Origin of the sequence: Bacillus sp. FSL K6-0268 (genome assembly GCF_038005425.1) — a bacterium.
GTDB lineage: Bacteria > Bacillota > Bacilli > Bacillales > Bacillaceae_G > Bacillus_A > Bacillus_A thuringiensis_S.
Window position 1 is genome coordinate 166,389 of sequence record NZ_JBBOTF010000002.1, and the last position, 20,048, is coordinate 186,436.

The window sequence follows — 20,048 nt, forward strand, 5'->3', positions numbered from 1 at the left end:
AGTTTTCACAGTTTTTTTCGAAGGAGAAAGCTATCGCCTTTAGGCATGGGATGAAAGAGAGGTTGGATACAGAGTGCTACTAAAAACCATAAGAAGTCAACACGTTTAAAAGTTCGTGCCGTATTAACCGACCGATTGCGATTTATTGAAGTATAAGTTAGGCAGATTTCATATCATAATGAAATCTGGTAAATGGATTGCTCAAATTTCTGTCACAATTCCTATAATAGAAAAAGCAGGAGCAAAAATTTTTGGAGTAGACTTAGGTCTCAAACTGCCTGCGGTAGCCATCATAGATGATAATACAGTTCGTTTCTTTGGAAATGGTAGGAGAAAATACATACAGGAAACATATCATGTATGATACATGAGTAACGATGAAAATAGTGAAAAATATATAATTGGTTACACTAAAAAAATGGACTATTTCTGCATGAAAATAAAATGGATCGTAGGGAAGATAAAATATGCAAAAAACAATCTTAATTGTAGAGGATGAAGACATTTTACGTGAAATAATGAAAGATTATCTACTGAACGAAGGATACAACGTTTTAGAGGCGATGAATGGGAAAGAAGCACTATGTATATTTGAAGAAAATGAGGTGCATTTAATCATTTTAGATATTATGTTACCGGAATTAAATGGTTGGGCGGTCTGTCGGCGAATTCGTAAGAAATCTAATGTACCAATTATTATGTTAACGGCGCGGGTGGACGAGGAAGACATTTTACTCGGGTTTGAACTAGGAGCGGATGATTATGTTACAAAGCCATATAGTCCTCCTATTTTATTAGCAAGAGTAAAACAATTAATTCAGAAAGGCTATGCTTCTACTGTCGATGTGTCTACTGAAGACAAATTAACTAGCAATGATATCCATGTCCATTTATCTTCTCGTGTAGTTACTGTATATGAAGAAAACATAACGCTGACACATACCGAATTTGAAATATTAGCGTATTTAATGCAAAATCAAGGGATTGTAATTTCAAGAGAACAATTAATTACTAAAATTTGGGGCTATGAATTCACAGGGGATGACCGCACTGTTAATAGTCACATACGTAATTTGCGTCATAAATTAGGAAGAAAAGCAAACTGTATTGTAACTGTCGTGCGAGCGGGTTATAAGTTTGAGGGACAAGTATGAAAAAAGGAATTGTATTAAAATTATTTATATTAACAACAGCATTATGCACTCTTATTTTAGTCACTATTTTTATTGGGCAAACCATATTTTTTAAGCAATACTACGCGAACCGAAAAATCAATGATATTAAAACAAATATTCAATCCTTTGAAAAAGCATATGTAAAAGCTGGAGATGACGAGAAAATAATTCAAGAATTAGAACAGACGTTTTATCGAGATAATGGGACATGGATCACAACGTTAGATAATGTGGGCAATATAAAATATGCAAATGATTTTTCTTTAGAAATTCAATTAGATCCTAATGAAAATAAGACTTTTTCAGAGCGTGTCATTCAAATTCCATTGTATAGCTTTGTACATATAGAAGATATACAACGAATAAAATATAGGTTAGAACAGGGATATCATATTATTATCGATGGGGTACAAAGAGGGGATACTGTTGTCCCTGCAATTTTAACAATGACAAATGAGAATGTCGGGCTGGAAAATGAGCAATTATCAGAAAGGCTATATGGAAAAAAAAACATATCTTCAACAGAAGGCTCACAATTATATTTAGCAGGAAGCATTAAAAATGTACGATTACCAGAAGCTACCGCAGGGACTAACTCTATTTATGGAAATCGTGTGCTTATAGATAGAATAAAACAATTTCAAGCCGATCTAATATTAAATCAAACACCTAAAAATAGTAATTCTACAAAAATAATGGATTATGAAGAAAATGATATTAAATATAAATTATTAATCAAACCAACAAAAGATACAACTGGGAAGACAAATTATATATTCACTATGACATCATTGCAGCCAGTGGATGAAGCTGTGCAAATGATAAAGGATTATTATATATATTTAATTATCTTTGTATTGATTTTAATCATTTTGATATCGTTCTATTACTCAAAAAAAATCGCCAAACCATTATTACAAATAAATGATACGACAAAAAAAATTGCTGGTTTAGATTTCTCAGAGACAATACCTATTACTACAAATGATGAAATAGGTGATTTATCACAAAATATTAATACGCTTTCTAAAACTTTGCATTCGTATATTAATCAATTACAACAAGATATAGAGAAAGAAAAACAATTAGAAAATACACGTAAAGAATTTATCTCGGGTGTATCGCATGAATTAAAAACACCTTTAAGTATTATGAAGAGCTGTATTTCCATTTTGTCGGATGGTGTTGCGAGTAATAAAAAAGATTATTACTTTAAAGCAATGTCAAAAGAAGTAGATAAAATGGATATGCTCATTATTGATATGTTGGAGTTAGCAAAATTCGAGTCTGGTACATATAAAATGAAAATGGACGTTTTCCATGTTGATGAGATAATTGATTATATATGTGAGCAATTAACGTCAGATATAACAGCTAAGCGGTTACATGTCCATAAACAGCTTTCAAAAATTGAAGTCGTTGCAAATCTACATCGAATAGAACAAGTACTTACTAATTTTATTACGAATGCAGTCCGTTACACACCAGAATGCGAGAATATTATTATCTCCACTATAGAAGAGAACGAACGTGTGAAAATATGTATAGAAAACAAAGGGACTCATATTGCGTTAGAACATTTGGAAAAGATATGGGATCGTTTTTATCGAGGGGATACATCTCGTCAGCGATCTAAAAAAGGTGGGACAGGACTGGGTCTTGCTATTTCAAAAAATATATTGGAGCTCCATGACGCGGAATATGGTGTATCAAATACAGAAGATGGCGTATTATTTTTCTTCTATTTAAATAAAAACGTGTAGAACGGAAAATCTACACGTTTTTATTATTTTTTTAAAATCGACATTATCTGCACATAATCTTTACCTGCATTTATTATTATTTTCATTAGAAACAGAATGAAAAGCTAATAAGGAGGTTGTTGAAATGAAAAAAAGAGCGATACTGTTTTTATTTATTATATTAATAATGAGTACAGGATTTGGTTTAATACATGCTAAAGGACGTAAAAATATATCAAAAGAAGATTTACGCTTGAAAGGAAAAACCATTGTAATTGACCCAGGGCATGGCGGGGGCGATAGAGGGGCGCAAGGAAAAAATTATGGAACAATTGAAAAGGATCTTAATTTAAAAGTGGCACAAAATATAAAAAAAGAATTAGAAGAAAGAACGGATGCAAAAGTTATACTCACACGTGAAACAGATACTAGTTTACTTCCAGAAACAAAACAAAAGGAAGAATTACAAGCACGTGTCAAAGTAGCTAAAGATAATGTAGCGGATCTTTATATCAGCATTCATCATGATACTTTTGGAGATACAAAAGTAAAAGGAATCACAACTCATTATGGAGCTAATAAGAGACAGGATAAAAAGTTAGCTGAAATTGTACAAGAAGCTATTTTTAATCAAAATATAGATACTCGGGATAGAGGCATTCAAGCAAGTGATTTTCTTGTCCTACGAGAAAATTCTTCCCCGGCTATTTTAATTGAGTTAGGATTTATGTCCAATAAGAGTGATGAAAAAAGAATGAATTCGGAAGACTTCCAAGTAAAATCACAAAAGGGTATTGTAGATGGTATTATTACTTATTTTACTACCTAGCAAAACAGGTAAACAAAAAACACTATTTTTTCTATATCTTAATCATGAAGGATAGTACTTTTTGTATATAAAGCTAATAGTTGTCACATTATATACATTCATCAGAAACGGAATGCTTGTTTGTTATTTTTTTCAGCATATAACTAGTTTGTGAATTTGGGAATAAATTTAATTGAAGTAGAGAGAGAAATATTTTTCAAAAAGGTGAATAAAATGAAGGGATTTTTAGCGAATTTCGACATTATCTGCACTTTATCTTTATCTCTTTCTAGTAATCTATGTACTATAAGTATCGGTTGAAACTAATAATTTAACCGAGTAAAGAACCAGTTTTATAAATAATTACTATAAAAGGAGGAGTGACAAATAATGAAAAGATCACAAAATAAAATAAGTGGAATAATGAAGATACTCATATCTATAGGAGTTATTCTAGTAGCATCTATTTCCATGATCTTTTTAATGGGACAACTTAGTTCTACTCCAGCAAAAGGAAGTGTTAAAGAAAGTGCTAAAGAAAGCGTTACACAAGTTAACACACAGAAACCAGAAAAGAAACATGAAACACCACCGCCGAAACAAAAAAGACCGGATGGAAAACCTGTAGGAAAAGTGGTTTATTTAACATTTGATGATGGTCCTAGCGAATTAACAGGACAATTTTTAGATGTGCTGAAAGAGCAAAATATTAAGGCAACATTTTTTATGCAAGGTAGCAATTTACAAAATACACGTTTTCAGGAAAATGTAAAACGAGCAGTAAAAGAAGGGCACTATATTGGTGGACATAGTATGACACATAATAGTGAGAAGTTGTATCAAAAAGGACAATTTGTACCAGAGATGAAAGAAACGTTAGCTCTTATTCACGATATTACAGGTACTACTCCTAAGCTAGTTCGTCCACCATATGGATCTGCACCAGGTTTAAAAGGAGAAGAGATTCGAAATCAAATTGTAGAAGCAGGCATAAAAGTTTGGGATTGGACAATTGACTCAAATGATTGGAAATTAAAAGATAATCCAAACCAGATTATAGAGAATGTAAAAAAGCAAACAACAGAAGATGTAGAAGTGGTTTTAATGCATGAAAGAGCACAAACACTACAAGTTCTTCCTGAAATTATTAAATTTTATAAAGAGCAAGGGTATGAGTTTGGAGTATATGATGATGCAGATCATTTTTGTCTAAATTTCCAAAAGGATAAGCGTTTATAGTATACAAATTAAGTACTTTTAAATATTAGTTTTTATTTGTAAACCAATATTCTTGGATAATCCATAAAAAGGAAGTGAGCGGTTGCAACTAGTAATTATTCACTTCCTTTTTATTTATCTAAACTTGTATTGCGTGATTTAAAATATATCATTGGCTAGCCATTTCATTTTTTATTAAATCGATTTTTTGAATGAAATATCCGATCTAATTGAGGAGATATAAGCGTTACATTATTTTTCTGTTAAGTTATGTGCTCATTAATTTTCGAACCGTAAATTCTTTAAGTTATATCGATATAATCTGCATCTTATCTTTACCTGTAACATGTAATCTATATTTTGTAAACGAAAAAATCATATGGAACACAAACTAGTAGAGTTATATCCACCATCGCTTACGAAATAATGACTGGAGAGGAAGATCGAAATGTTAAAGAAAGTATGTGTTTGTCTACTTGCGGGAGCCGTTGTATGGACCTCTGCAGCCTGTGCAAATAATGAGACTGTAAAACCAGCAAATAAAATTGCTTCAAATGCTGCGCAAAAAAAATCACCGGAAAATAAGGGGTATAAATCGATTTTTAAAAACAGTGTATTCTTCGGAGATTCTATGATAGAAGCTATATCTTATTATGGATTTTTAGACGATGAAAATGTTTTAGGGTCAGCAGGTGGAGCTACAATGCTCGCTCTAGATGACGTAGAAAATGTAGTAAAAAGAAAACCGGAACACGTTTTCATGAATTTTGGAAGTAATGATTTACTACTTCCTGCGGATTTGGAAGGAAAACCTATCGAGAACCCTGTTAAATTTTCGATAGATAATTATTCTATATTAATACAAAAGCTAAGGGAGAAGCTTCCAAATGTAAAAATACACCTCCTATCTGTTACACCCGTTACAGATAAGAACGTGGAGGAAATACCACAATATAAACATATTAGTGAATACAATTCAGAACTAAAAGAATTAGCCAAAAGAGAGAAAGTAGATTACATTGATTTATCTCCAATCTTTGAAAAAAATAGAAATTTACATGATACAGATGGTGTACATTTTAAAGCTGATTATTACAAGGTATTACTTGAACAATTAAAGGATTCCATTAAATAGTTCCTGTGTTTCAAATTTACAGTTCTTTATCCAAAGGCTGTAAATTTGAAACAAACTATTGTAGGAGGTGTCAAAATAATGGTGTTCAGTAGTTTAATTTTTCTTTTCATGTTTTTGCCATTAACTCTTATTATTTATTATATATCACCCAAAGTTTCTCGAAATTTTATACTATTTATCGTCAGTCTCATTTTTTATGCATGGGGTGAGCCTGTGTATATAGTTATTATGCTATTCTCTACCATATTTGACTATGCCAATGGCGTACTTATAGATAAGTATAGAAATTACAAGGGAATTGCAAAAGTAATATTTATTAACTCTATCATAGTAAATTTAGGAATACTTAGTTTTTTCAAATATTATAGTTTCATAATAGAGAATATCAATACTCTTTTTAATTTAAATATTCAGGTCGAGGTGCTTCCTCTTCCTGTAGGAATTTCATTCTATACTTTCCAAACGATGTCTTATGTGATCGATGTTTATTTAGGGAAAGTACAAGCACAAAGAAATATTATTTCTTTTGGTACGTATGTGACGATGTTTCCGCAACTTGTTGCAGGACCGATTGTAAAATACAGTGACATTGATAAACAATTACAAGACAGAAATGTAACGTTAGATCGTTTTGGTGAAGGGATGGAATTGTTTATTAGAGGTCTTGCATTGAAGGTGCTTTTAGCTAATAATATAGGACTTCTTTGGACAAGCATAAAAACAACCCCTCTATCAGAACTTACGATTCTTACAGCATGGATTGGGATTATTGCTTTTGCTTTTCAGATTTATTTTGATTTTAGAGGATATTCAGCCATGGCTCAAGGATTAGGTAAAATGTTTGGATTTGATTTTCCGGAAAATTTCAACTATCCGTATATATCAAAAAGTGTAACCGAGTTTTGGCGTAGATGGCACATATCGTTAGGATCATGGTTTAGAGAGTATGTATACATTCCTCTCGGTGGGAATCGTACCGGGTTGTTCAAACAACTTAGAAATTTGTTTATAGTTTGGTTCTTAACAGGGTTATGGCATGGAGCAAACTGGAACTTTATTATTTGGGGCTTGTATTTTGGTTTTTTTGTAACCATAGAAAAGCTATTTCTTTTAAAATGGCTTAAAAATAGAATGAACTTTATCGGACATGTGTATACACTTATCGTTGTGTTGATTGGATGGGTATTTTTTGAATTTGAAAATTTATCAGTAGCAATGCATTTCATAGGAACAATGTTTGGCTGTAATCAATCGGTTTTCTGGGATCAAACAACACTATACTATGTCACAACTAATTTTATCCTAGTTAGTGTTCTTGTATGTTGTTCAACACCATTTCCTAAAAAGGCAATGGTATATATTAGAGAAAAGCTAAAATTACCAGGTGCTATTGGGATTCCAATTTTGTACGTCATACTGGCAGTTCTTTCAACTGCGTATTTAGTGAATGACACATATAATCCATTCTTATATTTTAGGTTTTAGTAATCATTCATAGACCAATAATAGCGGATGTATTTTGAAAGAGGTGAGTTACTTGAATCGGTATGAAAAAATATACACATATATGATGGCTGGATTATTATCACTCTTTATAGGGGGCATGCTTGTTATAAATTTATTAACGCCCAATAAAACATTTTCAGATGAGGAGAATAGAAAATTAGAACAGTTTCCAGATTTCTCTTTTCAAAATCTAATAGAAAAAAAGTTCACTGTGAGTTATGAAAAATATATTTCTGATCAATTTGCATTCAGGGATAGTTGGATAAGTATGAAATCTAGCATGGAACGAGCAATAGGTAAGAGAGAGAATAATGGTGTGTATATAGGCAAAGACGGTTTTTTACTTCAAAAGTTTAGTAAGCCTAAAGACCAAGATGTAAAAAGTAAAATAGAAGCAATAAATGATTTCCATATTACTAATCCTAATATAAAAATCCAAGTCATGTTAGTACCTACAGCAATTAGTGTTTTAGAAAATAAACTCCCAAACTATGTTTCTCATTCAGATGAACTTACTTATATTAATAAAGTAAAAAAATCTCTAGATAGGGCTATAAACTTTATTGATGTATATCCTGTATTAAATTCTAAAAAAAATGAATATATATATTACAAAACGGATCATCATTGGACCACCAAGGGTGCATATTATGCTTATCAAGAGCTGGGGAAAAGCATGGAATTTACGCCTAATAAAATGGATGCATTCAATACGAAACAAATTACAAATAGTTTTTATGGGTCCTTATATTCAAAATCCGGTTTTAGAAATATAGCGCCTGATAGCATAGAATTATATGAACAAAAAAAGGCCAACAAGTATAAGGTTGAATATAGTGATGAAAACAAAACAACAACGACTCTTTATGCAATGGAGAATATCAAGAAAAAAGATAAATATACTATATTTTTTAATGGGAATCATCCGTTAATAAAAATACAAACGGATAATACAAACGGAAAAAAATTATTAGTTGTTAAAGATTCGTATGCAAATTCTTTAGTGCCGTTTTTACTACCGCATTTTAGTGAAATCTATATAGTTGACCTTAGATACTATACAGATAATATAAATATGTTAATACAAAAAAATAAAATTAATGATATGTTAATACTTTATAATGGAAATACCTTCTTTGAAGATTCATCTATAAATAATTTATCTGAATAAAAGGATTAAATATAATGTGTTTTCTATAATGAGAATAATCACCATTTCACTTAATTGAGGTTTATGGCGATATTTATAAAATAGTAGAATCCGGATTTGAATGTAATATGAAAATAACTAAATAAAAAGGAGAATGTAAACGTATGCTAAATACATTGAAGATTCTTAACATAAGATTCGTTATTACTATTATAATTTGTATGATTACGTTAGGGGTTTTAAACGGTTGTTCAGGTAAAAAAGAAGGTGGTAATAGTTTTTCAGCGACAGAAATAGGAGAGAAAATGAAACGTGTTACTAACCTAGAAAAAATGAGGGAAGGGGATAGTAAACAACTCCAAAAGTTATATAATATTAGTACGGATGAAGTCGAAAGTTTTGCGATATATACCGCTCCTACAAATATTAAAGCAGATGAAATTGCTATAATGAAAGTAAAAGATACCAAAAATGTAGAAACCATAAAAGGTAAGATTTTAAATAGGATTGAAAACAAATCAAAAAGCTTTAAGGATTATCTTCCAGACGAATATTTCTTAATAGAAAAACATGTTTTAAAAACAAAAGATAATTATATCCTTTTAGCTATATCAAAAGATGCTGATAAAATTGAAAAAATGTTTGATGAAACGTTAAAATAAGTAACCTTTCAATCAATACCTAAGCAGAAAGCTGATTTTTTATACAATAAGGAAATCAGCTTTTTGTTTGCTTCAAGTGTAGTAATCTCGGTTAGATATCATGTGGCTAGTAATGAATAACTTAAATTCTATCTTCGCAATAATTTTAGGATTTTTCTCATTCGGTTGCATAAGTGTTTTCTGACTTATTGCTAATGGCATGGTAGTCTCTTCTGCTTTAATGAATAATATTTCTTGGTATGAAGTATGTCTTACTATTTTGCTCCATGGAGTTTTAGAGATACCTGCATTAATTATTGCAGGTGCTGTTGGATTTAAAAGTTCAGATTGGTAAATTACTAAAATGTTAGGTAACTCTAGAAAGAATAACGTTTTTGACAATTGGGGGTAGTGAAATTTCTTAAGTTGATGGATGTTTGATTATACCCCTAGTACGATCAAAGGGATTGGAACCATTCAAGTTATATTTAAACAAAAACGGAGTCTTTCATCAAACTCCGTCTTTTCGACGTACAATGAACTACAGAAATTATTCAGATCAACCTAAACTACAATAGTATTTTGTACGCAGATCTATGTTTTCTCAAACTTTGCAACAGAGCCGGATAAGAACATATTTTACTTACAGGGGATGAGCAAAAACCCCTCTATAATTTATTATATTTTTGGCTAAAATATAATTTAGAATACATACTCCCATTGGTTCTGGTGCAAAGTTTTAATTTTTTTAAAATATAGCTTTATCACTGGTACTTCCTTCATAAAGGAGTCATGTAAATAATCTTAGCCTTGAAGTATATCTAAAAATAATACATTCCATTATAATTTCTTCAATTCCTCACTTATTATGCATAATAGTGAGGATAGGTATGAACTTTCAGAAAGAGGGTTGCATAAAAATGAAATACAATTTTTTTACAAGTAAATATACTTCTCAATTTTCTTGCATCGGTTCTAGTTGTGAAGATAATTGTTGTCAGATGAATTGGAAAATTTTTATGGACAAAGAAGAATATGAAGTATATCAAAAACTAGATGCTACAAAAGAAACAAATCTCCTACAACATATAGAGAAAAATGATACAGCTATATCAGAAGAAGCTTATGCGACAATTGAGTTTAATTCTGCAGGAGAGTGTTCATTTTTAACCGCGGAAAAATTGTGTCAAATCCAGATAGATCATGGCTTTCATGCATTATGTAAGACTTGTAAATTGTATCCTCGAACCACTCAGAAAGTCCATCATGCTTATTATGAAACATGCTACCTCTCCTGTCCGGAAATAGCACGTATTGTTTTATTAACTAACACATCGTTTGAATGGGGCGCATCTATAAGTAGAGATCCTAAGGACTCGGTTATAAGTTCATCTGATTTCCCAATAAATTCAAACTACGTAAAAAAGATGCATAAACATATGACACATTTGCTCAGACGAAAAGAATATTCTTTATCACAACGAATTCGGTTGATGGGGGTATTTGTGAATGCATTTTGTCATGGGCTTCACAATAAAATGGGAATAGATAAAGCAGCCAAATTGGCACAAAAACAAGTAAATATCGAATTGAAACATAAACGGGAGAATGTTTTTGAATTAAAGATCCCTCTTTTGTTAAACAGTATTCTAAAAATGGAAAATGATTTACATGCACATGATATATCACCACGATTTCAGGAATGTTTACAACTTTTTAAAGAAGGAATGGAGATTCACTCAAAGGAAGCTATCGATAGGGATGCGTTCTTACGAATGTATAAAAATAACTATGATACCTATTACAAACCATTCTTCACACAACAGGAACGAATTTTAGAAAATTATTGTTCGTATTATTTGCAGCATCAGCTCTTTCCGTATGATAGGAACATGCTTGCAAGAAATTTTTTAGTATTTAACATAGAATTTTCGATTTTACAACTCATTTTGGTAGGTGTCTCTGCGTCCCCATCTCAATTAAATGAACAGATTATCGTGCAATTATTCCAAAGTTATTCTAAAATTTTTCAACATTATCCTTTATATAAAATGGAATGCATTGATAGTATCCATGATGAATTATTAAAATATACAACAGATTATTTGCAATTACTCACCATCTTAGTTAGTGAATAGATTTTGGTACAAACAAAAGATACTTTGTAAAATGGAGATATTAATTATTTAATTGAGATGCCTGTGGGCATCTTTTTTTAAAAGATAAGAAAGTATAAGTTTTTAAGCACGAATTGCTTCCTTGGAAAGCTTGTTATGTAAGGGATTTTGAACAATATTTGGAATTTCCATAATGCGCTAGATTGTGATATTTTTTAGTTATGGAAGCAAATATATTAAAACGTATTTTCTTTGATGAACATAATCATTGGGAACGATTTAAAGATAAATATGGAGCGAGGATCCGTCCAGTTGTTTTGAAAGAAATTGAAAAATTTAGAGGGTGTGGAGACCCTGAAAATGGATTTAAATTGTTTGTATGTGAAGGGTGTCATCATGTTCGAAAAGTTCCTTATCGTTGTAAAGGACGATTTTGTACAACTTGTTCTGTAGGAGAAAGTGAAGAATGGAGTAGACTTCTTTCAGAAGACGTACTTCAGGTGAATCATCGTCATGTTATTTTTACCGTAGATGAAGGACTTCGAGATATTTTTCTTTTGCACCGCCATTTATTAAAGATTTTTATGGATGAGGCCGCCAGGCTGTTGGTGGATTATTTTCAAAAGAAAATTAAGGTAACACCCGGTATTATCGTAGGTCTTCACACCTTCGGCACTAGAATTAATTTTAATCCGCATGTTCATATACTTGTTACAATGGGTGGGATGACAAAGATTGGAGAGTGGAAAGGGTATGATTTTCTTCCGTTTGAGATGCTTCGGAAACAGTGGCAAACCATCGTGTTAAAACTGATTCGAAAAGAGCTCACGGTGGCAGAAAAAAAGCCAATTCAATCGAAACTTCAAAAAGCATTTTCTGATAATGGGAAAGGCTTCTATGTACATGCTCCGAAACAGAAAGGAAACGTAAAAAAACAACTTCGGTATATTGGCCGCTATATTCGTCGACCTGCTATTGGGTTGAACCGGATCGAGGAATATGATGGGCAATCTGTTTCTTTTACATATACGGACAAATTAGATGGGAGGAAAAAAGTAGAAACGATATCTGTAGAAGAGTTTATTTCTCGATTAATTCGTCATATTCCAGATGAGCAATTCAAAATGATTCGTCATTATGGCATGTATGCACGTCGAATTAAAACATTATGTAAAAAACTATTAAATGAATGGCAAAAGAAAGCCAGACGTTGGATAATAAAAGTGAAAAAAACACTACGTCGTCAGACGTGGAGGGAACGAGTTATCGCGAGTGGAAAAAAAGATCCTCTTCTTTGTCCAAAATGTGAATCATTTTATGAATACAAGGGGGAAGTCTGCCTAGAAAGCAGAGAATGGAAAATAAAAGTAGCTTTATGCCAAAATACGCGAAATTATTTAAAGAGGGTGATTGATTATTTCGCCAGTAAGCAAACATCGAAAAAAGAAAAAGAAGAAAAACACAGTTGGACATAAGCGAATTAGCTATGTACAGTATGTTTGTGTAGGCTGTGCTCAAACAGAAAATATTCCCGATTCTGTGGTAAGAAGATTTGATATCATGGATGTAGGAGATTCGATTGTTCCGCCTAGGTTTTCCTGTGAACGATGTGGTGAAGATATGTATCCGCAGGATTACACAGGGATTGATGGGATTATGTACAATTTATCGGATTTTCGCTAGACGAAAAAGGACCGGGTGGTTTTCCCGGTTTTTCTTATAGAAATTGGATAATTCAGATTTTTATCGAGAGGAATCCGCCACATCATTGTTGTAAAAAATAGTTCTCTTTTTTACATTATCCCTTTGTTAAAATTCTTTTTTAATGTGTTAAGTTTACATATTTTCAGTTATATTGAAATTGCAGAATAAACATCAATATACATGAGGGGGGAAAAAATGAAAACACGTAAGAATTTTAAGAAAATAGCACCTATTACTTTATTAAGTGCAGCAATCCTCTGTTCGCCGGCATCTAGTTTTGCTGCCGAAAATACAACAGGAACACCTCAACAATCAAGTGACCAACAGAGTAATACACCACTGCAAGAGCGTGTCATCCAAGGATACTTATTCAAGGATGGGGTTAAAACACCTGTATATACTAGTGGGATTAAAAATCGATCAGAGGCGCCTTATCCTATTTTGCCATCTAATCCAAATGATCCGATTCCGGAAAAGGGGTCTATTCACAGTGAATCTGGAGATGCTGGCCCCATGCTCTATTTTTCATCTATGAATCTTGAGTATTCTATACTGTTTATGAACGGCCGTCCACCATCACAGGGTTTTCCAGATCCATTGGCCGCTGCTTATAATATTAGTATAGAAAAACTGACAAATGGTTCTTTAGAATTTAGTTATTATGATCCAGAGACTTTAGAAAGAAAACCATTTGCTACTATAAATTCACAACATCCAAAGTATGCTCTATATAATAATGCATTTACTGGTAACAAAGTCAAGCGAGATACTTCTTTTCAAAAAGTAGGTTCGGGTTTAACCCCTAGAAATGGTACCTATACATTTAGTGACGGTTTAACATATGGGTTATCTAAAACAGATGCAGGATCAGTTGCTTTAGAAATTGGATATAAAATGACTATAAAAGCAGGGGGCGGTATCTTACCTGCTGAAACTACACATGAAATTAGTTCAAAATTAACAGGAACCTATAGTCATTCTATTAACGTTACAGAGCAACACACACAAACCCAAACTTTAAGTTCTGGAACTACACCTACACCTGCATCATACCCATATGATTACTTCTGGGGGGTAACATATCAACTTAAGTCTGATTATACAGTTGTACCAGGGGATGGGTTAAACACCTTAACGCAACAGCGTACTGCGACACTTGCTAAGAAAATGTTTACATATAATGATAATGACTTCTATCTGGCTGTTACTCCTGGATCCAGATAACACTTTTACCTTTTCTCCTCCTTATTGAATGAGGAAATAATATCTCTTAATACTGGAGTTATAGGACACCTATCAAAACACCTAAACCATCTGTTCCCTAAATTCTTTAGGGGATAGGTGGTTTAATTTTTCTTGAATTCGCACAGTTGTGTTGGATACTTTGGTTATTTTTTGCAAATAGAAAGATTCACTTTTTAAATGACCAAGAGGGGGTCACACGACCGAAGAAAGAAAATTTGAAAGATATTCTCGATCAATTTACAGAATATTTTTCCACCTGTATCCCAAGTCAATTAATTTCAAATAAAGATCCTGAATTAAAGGAATCTATAGCAAAATATGTAATTACCCAAGATTCTGTTTCCTCCGGAAGCTATTGTTTTGATGTCCGAAGGAATGGTCTCAAGAAAGATGGTACACAAAAGCAAAGAAGCCCTATAAATAATCAAAAAACAGCTTTATTAAGACCTGAATTAGGGGCTTGTGTAGTAACGGAACAAAAATGGCAATAACACATACCAACCCCCTTTATATCATCTATTTTTCTTCTATTTTGATTAATGAACGTAAAGCCCCGTTTTCAACTTCTTCTGGTAAGTGAAACGAATACCTTCCTACAATATTTATATGTTCATGTCCTACTGGGGAGAGTCTTTGTATGTCCTCTTTATCAATTTTCACACCATTGAATGAATTAGTAAACAAAAAAATTACACTCCTATCACCCGATGGGAGGTATAAGCAGGTTCTAGTAGGTCTTAATACCGATAAACGACCAGATATAATCGTGGGAACGCACTACTATGATTCTCCAGGTGAAGTATCACTAGGTGACTGGCTTCCTACTGGCCTGTCGGATGAACTTTATATGATAACAATTCTTTATACACCATCATCTTTTTTTAAGAAGTCATAATGCGTTCATATTTTAAAAATATGGATATCTATATAGGGAACAGGCAGTACTATGGGTTCTGGTGCAAAAAATCGAGAAATTGCAAGTAATCTCTAAACCTTGGACATACTGATAGTATTGCTCTATAAAGGTGCATGATCAGTATGCAAAGGGATAATTTGTTTAAATGGAAGCATTACCAACCGGATATCACTGTATTAACTGTATGTTGGTACCTACGGTACCATCTAAGTTTTCGAGACTTGGTGGAAATGATAGAAGAAAGAGGATTATCCTTAGCGCATACCACGATTATGCGCTGGGTCCATCAATACGGACCGGAACTGGATAAACGGATTCGACGTCATCTTAAACAAACAAATGATTCATGTCGAGTAGATGAAACATATATAAAAGTAAGAGGGCAATGGATGTATTTATACTGCGCGGTTGATTCTGAGGGAAATACGATTGACTTTTATCTCAGTAAAACCAGAAATCATAAGGATGCAAAGCGTTTCTTCAAGAAAGCTTTGTTAACCCAAACTGAGATTTGTTTTGTAGTTTACCTTCTTGGGGTCACACGACCGAAAAAAGATCGCACGTTAAGGAATACAAACACAGAGAAAATGATTTTCCCTGTGTTTGTATTTTTGCTTTATTCTATTTTTTTGTAGTGGCCGTAAGTTTTCAAAATTCACTTTTTGATTTAAATTCCAAATATAATCGCCTGTAAGTGTTCCCAGCTTAATGGAGAGATGTGCTGCATATATTCCTCTGAAATATGAATACCATTATTCCGTAACGTTTCAATTGCACGAGAGATATAGATAGAATTCTAGATTACAATCGCAGAAATAATGAGTTGAAGTCCACTTGCACGATGTAATTGATCTTCATAGGATCGATTACGAATTTCTCCTAATTGATTAAAAAATACAGCTCTAGCCAAAGTGTTTTTACTTTCGTCTTTATTTAACTCAACCGGAACTTTTCTTCTATGTTCAGGATCTTGAACGCTCTTCGTCAACTTGATGATAAAGAACGTAACTACTCAGCTTAATTAGGAAAAAGGGCATACCAAATACATGTTTTCATTCGAAAACATAAAAAAGAAAAGACTCCAATAAGAGAAAGAATCTAAATCAAACAGAGAATTTCTCTTATGAAGTTGTGCGATTCCAAGGAACCGTTCCGGTTTCTATAACTTGTCCTATCGCTTGTAAGACAGATTGTTTTTGTTTTTTCATGGTACTCATAAAGCTTCGTATCTGGCAAAAAGATTCTGCGCCTTTCTTACTTCGGAAAGTCCCAGACACTTTCTGTTTGACTTTCGTCATTCGAATATCCCGTTCCGCTTGATTATTATCAAATGGAATGTCTGGATGTTCTAAGAATGCTAGAATTCTGTCAGCATATTTGACGAAGCGATTCCATAAATTTTGAGCAGGCGTCTGCTTTCTTTTCTTTTTTAATTCTGTAGAAAAGACTGGTTGTTCTTTCAATATAGCTTGATAAACAGTAAACAGGTGCTGTTGCTTTACTTTTGGCAGATTTCCTTTGTATTGTTTTTTCAGCGTTAAAGCTTGCGTGAGAAATTTCTGCATCTGTTGCGCCCATTTTTGCCCCGTACTATCTATAATTCCTTGCAAATCTCGTAAGAGATGGGCATTACATAATACATGTCGGCAATCTGTATACGCATCATACGATTTCCAACCATCATGCATCGCAATTCCAGAAAAAGACGGTAAAATTCCGCCCGCATCCATTGCTTCTTTTCCGCGTTTGTGATGAATATGTTGCAATGTCACCTCCGGTGTACTGGCAGTATGTAACCATTGTGTTTTGTTTTCTACACGCATACCGGTTTCATCAAAATGGACAATAGGAGACTGCAGGATCTTTTCCGTTACTTTTTTTATGAATGGCTGCAATTGAGAAGCGAAAGCCTGTGTATGATTTACCAGGGTTCCTTCGCTTATAGAATGTCCAAAACAATCCTGAAAGAATTCTTTTGTTCGCTTCAAAGAAATGCATTGATAATGCGTTAAATAGGGAATCAGTCTTTTTATATTTGGACCATATTGAACAGGACGAGATACTGTCGAAGGAAATTGGGCTTCTTGGATAGAATGGCAATGTGGGCATTCTTTCTGTTCTACTTTATGTTCTGTCACTTCAATCTGAATAGGTGGTAAGTCATACACTTGGCGAATGCGATACCCTTTTACAGGCTCGTGGTTCAAGGAAGTATGACAACAAGTACAATATGTAGGAGAATGTGTAATCGTATGATCTGGAGTCGCTGTCAAACCAAGAGTATGTCCCTTGTGGCCTAACTGGCCACCGGTTTGACGATGAGACGGTTTGCGCAAACTTTTTGTAACAGGCTTACCTAAACCATCTGTAGAAGGTGGCTTATGACTATTTTTGGAGTTTTTTTTTGAAGCATTTTCTAGTTCTTGTATACGTTTTTCTAATTTAGAAAATGTTTCTTCAAATAAAGAAATAACAGCTTCAGGTCCTTTTTTATATGTATCTAAAATAATTTTTCGATCGACCATAATATTCACCTCCCCTGTTTGATATACTCAGTATTTACAAATAGGAGGCATATGAAACTAGTAAAATTAAAAAAAGCCACCGAAAGGTGGCTGAGTAGTTACTAAAGAACAAAGATGGATGCAAGACCCAGACCACAAAGTAAGTCGTAAAATCGTCGATTTTGCAACGGATCATACGATCTCTACCATTCGATTAGAGCAATTAACGAACATCAGACAGACGGCACGAACAAGCCGTAAAAACGAGAAAAATCTATACACTTGGTCATTCCATCGTTTCGCACAATTCATCGAGTACAAAGCGACATTAGTGGGCATAAAGGTCGAATATGTGAACCCTTTTTATACAAGTCAAACATGTCCGGAATGTTCTGGAAAGAACAAGGCGCAAGACAGAACATACAAGTGCCCATGTGGATTTGAGAAACATCGTGATATCGTTGGGGCGATGAATATTCGCTACGCAACTGTGGTTGGCGGTAATAGTCAATCAGCCTAAGAACCTATATAGTCTGTCTTAGGAGGGGGGATGGCACACCCTCATCTTGAAGGCTGTTCAAAACAGAAATGGACTGCGAACGTTTCGTCATTCAAGAATCCCATCCGTTACACCGTAAGGTGTAGGACTTGCGGCTTTAGCCGTGGGGATGTGTTTTTCCGTTTTGGGACAGGTTGAACAGCTGGAAATGAAAGCATAAAAATATTATTTTAAAAACGCCAAGTGATTGTGGCGTTTTCATGTTCGATTTGTATTTCTTGTATAAATTTATTAATTAATATTTGTCTATCTTTGAACTCTAAGGTGTTAAAAGATTTCATTGTTTTCTCAATCATTTCATTAGAGATTGAAATTTCTTGTTCGGAACTTTGTTGTTTTAGGATAAGTTTTTCTTTCTCTGAATTGAGTTTTTCCATTTGTTGTTCTAAGAGCTGTCTACTTATGGTTGTATTTGTCGTAAATAAATCCAAAAGTCGTTCCATTTTTTTATCTATTTATTTGATTAGCTTAGCATAGTTGATTTGTTTTTCTTTTTTTTGGGTGTGATATTTAGATATAGTTAAAGATTTCATTTGACTAATAATAATGTCTTCAATTTTTTGCTTAGACCATGTTTTATTTACACATCTTCTTTCGTATTCAGCCGGAAATCTCTTGGCTCTACAAATGTAATAATAATATCTTTTGGATTCAACATCTTTAGATTTGCCTGTACTGTATGCTACATAATTTTCTCCACAACAAGAACAGGTTATTAGCCCCGATAATAGGCTTTGCTTAGCTTTATGGGCATTATCCCTTATGGCGTTTCAAAAGCGACTGCACACGTTTAAATTGCTCTGGTGAAATGATTGGTTTATGTTGACCTTTATATGTTTTTCCAGCAAAAGTTATGTGTCTTGTGTATAAAGTATTAGAGAGAATATCTCGATATCTGCGAAATCTCCACACAATATAGCCTTCTACTTTTAAATTTTCCTGCACTCTAGTAATTGAATGATATTGTTCATACAAATCGAAAACCCTTTGTATATGATTAGCTTCGTCCTTTTTAATTATTAAGAATCTGTCTTGTCTAGTGTAGTGTAACCAGCCGGATCGTAGTCTCCACCATTACCTCTTAATCCTTTTTCTGCTCTTTTTAAATGTCCCATTCTCATACGTTCTGCAATTGTTTCACGTTCTAATTGAGCAAATACAGATAGAATACCAATCATTGCTTTACCAAATGGTGTGGAAGTATCTAATGTTTCTGTGATAGATACAAAGTCTACATTGTTTTTTTTAAAATGTTCTTCAATTAGTTCTAGTGTATCTCGTTGAGAACGTGATAGCCTATCTAATTTGTATACAACGACTACATCTATGTTCTTTAAATCGTTTAAAAGTTTTTTTATGGCAGGTCTTTTTAGATTAGAACCTGAATAACCACCGTCTATATATTCATCATGGACGTCCCAATTTTTTGCAGTGCAGAATGCCCGAATTCGTTCTCTTTGAACTTCTATACTATAGTTTTCAACTTGTTCCTGTGTACTAACTCGAATGTATATAGCTGCTTTTGTCAAAAGAATTCTCCTTTATAATCTAAAATTTTATATTAAGTGGTGCCATGTACCAAACTAATTTCCCTTTTACTACAACAGGTGTATATTTTTCAGTTTTAG

Annotated in this window: 19 protein-coding genes and 6 pseudogenes; 17 read left to right on the forward strand and 8 right to left on the reverse strand. The window is 33.1% G+C overall.

Annotation, left to right across the window (positions count from 1 at the left end; genetic code table 11):
- Positions 1-93: 93 nt before the first annotated feature.
- From MHI28_RS31560 to MHI28_RS31625, 14 genes and pseudogenes are all read left to right on the forward strand, one after another.
- A pseudogene (locus MHI28_RS31560) lies at positions 94-334 on the forward strand (RNA-guided endonuclease TnpB family protein); the annotation flags it as partial.
- 133 nt (positions 335-467) lie between these two features.
- On the forward strand, positions 468-1,154 hold the full coding sequence (locus tag MHI28_RS31565; protein ID WP_340828536.1) for a response regulator transcription factor: 687 nt from the start codon (positions 468-470) through the stop codon (positions 1,152-1,154).
- Complete coding sequence (locus MHI28_RS31570) at positions 1,151-2,938, forward strand: HAMP domain-containing sensor histidine kinase (RefSeq protein ID WP_340828537.1); 1,788 nt, start codon at positions 1,151-1,153, stop codon at positions 2,936-2,938. Before MHI28_RS31565 ends, MHI28_RS31570 begins: the two co-directional genes overlap by 4 nt.
- Before the next feature lie 124 nt (positions 2,939-3,062).
- Complete coding sequence (locus MHI28_RS31575; RefSeq protein WP_340828539.1) at positions 3,063-3,746, forward strand: N-acetylmuramoyl-L-alanine amidase family protein; 684 nt, start codon at positions 3,063-3,065, stop codon at positions 3,744-3,746.
- A 369-nt stretch (positions 3,747-4,115) separates the two neighbouring features.
- Positions 4,116-4,964 (forward strand): polysaccharide deacetylase family protein, encoded by an 849-nt coding sequence (locus tag MHI28_RS31580; RefSeq protein WP_340828540.1) that lies wholly within the window; start codon positions 4,116-4,118, stop codon positions 4,962-4,964.
- Positions 4,965-5,391: 427 nt separating this feature from the next.
- Positions 5,392-6,078 carry a GDSL-type esterase/lipase family protein gene (locus MHI28_RS31585; RefSeq protein ID WP_340828541.1) on the forward strand — a complete coding sequence of 229 codons (687 nt, stop codon included), beginning with the start codon at positions 5,392-5,394 and terminating at the stop codon, positions 6,076-6,078.
- 78 nt (positions 6,079-6,156) lie between these two features.
- Complete coding sequence (locus MHI28_RS31590; RefSeq protein WP_340828782.1) at positions 6,157-7,563, forward strand: MBOAT family O-acyltransferase; 1,407 nt, start codon at positions 6,157-6,159, stop codon at positions 7,561-7,563.
- Positions 7,564-7,615: 52 nt separating this feature from the next.
- Positions 7,616-8,755: a DHHW family protein gene (locus MHI28_RS31595; RefSeq protein ID WP_340828543.1), complete on the forward strand. Its 1,140-nt coding sequence runs from the start codon at positions 7,616-7,618 to the stop codon at positions 8,753-8,755.
- Between the two features lie 143 nt (positions 8,756-8,898).
- Entirely contained in the window at positions 8,899-9,396 is a 498-nt protein-coding gene (locus tag MHI28_RS31600) for a DUF4358 domain-containing protein (RefSeq protein ID WP_340828545.1), read from the forward strand.
- Between the two features lie 199 nt (positions 9,397-9,595).
- Entirely contained in the window at positions 9,596-9,730 is a 135-nt protein-coding gene (locus MHI28_RS31605; protein WP_340828547.1) for a stage II sporulation protein M, read from the forward strand.
- Between the two features lie 99 nt (positions 9,731-9,829).
- Positions 9,830-9,943, forward strand: a pseudogene (locus MHI28_RS31610) (IS6 family transposase); the annotation flags it as partial.
- A gap of 352 nt (positions 9,944-10,295) precedes the next feature.
- On the forward strand, positions 10,296-11,513 hold the full coding sequence (gene fliB / locus MHI28_RS31615; RefSeq protein WP_340828783.1) for a flagellin lysine-N-methylase: 1,218 nt from the start codon (positions 10,296-10,298) through the stop codon (positions 11,511-11,513).
- 200 nt (positions 11,514-11,713) lie between these two features.
- Entirely contained in the window at positions 11,714-12,967 is a 1,254-nt protein-coding gene (locus MHI28_RS31620; RefSeq protein WP_100910182.1) for an IS91 family transposase, read from the forward strand.
- Between the two features lie 424 nt (positions 12,968-13,391).
- A complete protein-coding gene (locus MHI28_RS31625; protein ID WP_340828549.1) occupies positions 13,392-14,420 on the forward strand; it encodes a hypothetical protein in 1,029 nt (342 codons plus the stop codon).
- A gap of 81 nt (positions 14,421-14,501) precedes the next feature.
- Here the strand turns inward: MHI28_RS31625 and MHI28_RS31630 are convergent.
- Positions 14,502-14,624 (reverse strand): annotated as a pseudogene (locus MHI28_RS31630) (IS3-like element ISBt2 family transposase); the annotation flags it as partial.
- Between the two features lie 32 nt (positions 14,625-14,656).
- Between MHI28_RS31630 and MHI28_RS31635 the strand changes: the two are divergent.
- Positions 14,657-14,932: a DUF6037 family protein gene (locus MHI28_RS31635; protein ID WP_340828550.1), complete on the forward strand. Its 276-nt coding sequence runs from the start codon at positions 14,657-14,659 to the stop codon at positions 14,930-14,932.
- 25 nt (positions 14,933-14,957) lie between these two features.
- Here MHI28_RS31635 and MHI28_RS31640 read toward each other — a convergent pair whose 3' ends face one another.
- The gene (locus MHI28_RS31640; protein ID WP_340828551.1) at positions 14,958-15,125 is read right to left on the reverse strand and encodes a hypothetical protein; all 168 of its coding nucleotides are present in this window, start codon (positions 15,123-15,125) and stop codon (positions 14,958-14,960) included.
- Positions 15,126-15,479: 354 nt separating this feature from the next.
- Between MHI28_RS31640 and MHI28_RS31645 the strand changes: the two are divergent.
- Positions 15,480-15,851 (forward strand): annotated as a pseudogene (locus MHI28_RS31645) (IS6 family transposase); the annotation flags it as partial.
- Between the two features lie 69 nt (positions 15,852-15,920).
- On the opposite strand, the pseudogene MHI28_RS31650 reads toward MHI28_RS31645, so the two are convergent.
- Both MHI28_RS31650 and tnpC read right to left on the reverse strand, forming a co-directional pair.
- Positions 15,921-16,333, reverse strand: a pseudogene (locus MHI28_RS31650) (Tn3 family transposase); the annotation flags it as partial.
- 145 nt (positions 16,334-16,478) lie between these two features.
- Entirely contained in the window at positions 16,479-17,882 is a 1,404-nt protein-coding gene (gene tnpC / locus MHI28_RS31655) for an IS66 family transposase (RefSeq protein WP_340828062.1), read from the reverse strand.
- Between the two features lie 103 nt (positions 17,883-17,985).
- Here tnpC and MHI28_RS31660 point away from each other — a divergent pair.
- A pseudogene (locus MHI28_RS31660) lies at positions 17,986-18,381 on the forward strand (RNA-guided endonuclease TnpB family protein); the annotation flags it as partial.
- Positions 18,382-18,590: 209 nt separating this feature from the next.
- Here the strand turns inward: MHI28_RS31660 and MHI28_RS31665 are convergent.
- The 4 genes from MHI28_RS31665 to MHI28_RS31680 are packed head-to-tail and all read right to left on the reverse strand — an operon-like array spanning position 18,591 to position 19,949.
- Complete coding sequence (locus MHI28_RS31665) at positions 18,591-18,851, reverse strand: hypothetical protein (protein ID WP_340828552.1); 261 nt, start codon at positions 18,849-18,851, stop codon at positions 18,591-18,593.
- A gap of 24 nt (positions 18,852-18,875) precedes the next feature.
- Entirely contained in the window at positions 18,876-19,184 is a 309-nt protein-coding gene (locus MHI28_RS31670; protein ID WP_340828784.1) for a zinc ribbon domain-containing protein, read from the reverse strand.
- Positions 19,174-19,395: a recombinase family protein gene (locus MHI28_RS31675; protein WP_340828553.1), complete on the reverse strand. Its 222-nt coding sequence runs from the start codon at positions 19,393-19,395 to the stop codon at positions 19,174-19,176. The genes MHI28_RS31670 and MHI28_RS31675 overlap by 11 nt, the downstream gene beginning before the upstream one ends.
- A gap of 44 nt (positions 19,396-19,439) precedes the next feature.
- Positions 19,440-19,949, reverse strand: a complete 510-nt coding sequence (locus MHI28_RS31680) for a recombinase family protein (protein WP_340828554.1) — start codon at positions 19,947-19,949, stop codon at positions 19,440-19,442.
- Positions 19,950-20,048: the final 99 nt, after the last annotated feature.

Bases quoted from the DNA above. Each gene is read 5' to 3' on its own strand.
- MHI28_RS31565 (WP_340828536.1), top strand. From the start codon at position 468: ATGCAAAAAACAATCTTAATTGTAGAGGATGAAGACATTTTACGTGAA.
- MHI28_RS31570 (WP_340828537.1), top strand. From the start codon at position 1,151: ATGAAAAAAGGAATTGTATTAAAATTATTTATATTAACAACAGCATTA.
- MHI28_RS31575 (WP_340828539.1), top strand. From the start codon at position 3,063: ATGAAAAAAAGAGCGATACTGTTTTTATTTATTATATTAATAATGAGT.
- MHI28_RS31580 (WP_340828540.1), top strand. From the start codon at position 4,116: ATGAAAAGATCACAAAATAAAATAAGTGGAATAATGAAGATACTCATA.
- MHI28_RS31585 (WP_340828541.1), top strand. From the start codon at position 5,392: ATGTTAAAGAAAGTATGTGTTTGTCTACTTGCGGGAGCCGTTGTATGG.
- MHI28_RS31590 (WP_340828782.1), top strand. From the start codon at position 6,157: ATGGTGTTCAGTAGTTTAATTTTTCTTTTCATGTTTTTGCCATTAACT.
- MHI28_RS31600 (WP_340828545.1), top strand. From the start codon at position 8,899: ATGCTAAATACATTGAAGATTCTTAACATAAGATTCGTTATTACTATT.
- MHI28_RS31605 (WP_340828547.1), top strand. From the start codon at position 9,596: ATGGTAGTCTCTTCTGCTTTAATGAATAATATTTCTTGGTATGAAGTA.
- fliB (WP_340828783.1), top strand. From the start codon at position 10,296: ATGAAATACAATTTTTTTACAAGTAAATATACTTCTCAATTTTCTTGC.
- MHI28_RS31620 (WP_100910182.1), top strand. From the start codon at position 11,714: ATGGAAGCAAATATATTAAAACGTATTTTCTTTGATGAACATAATCAT.
- MHI28_RS31625 (WP_340828549.1), top strand. From the start codon at position 13,392: ATGAAAACACGTAAGAATTTTAAGAAAATAGCACCTATTACTTTATTA.
- tnpC (WP_340828062.1), bottom strand. From the start codon at position 17,882: ATGGTCGATCGAAAAATTATTTTAGATACATATAAAAAAGGACCTGAA.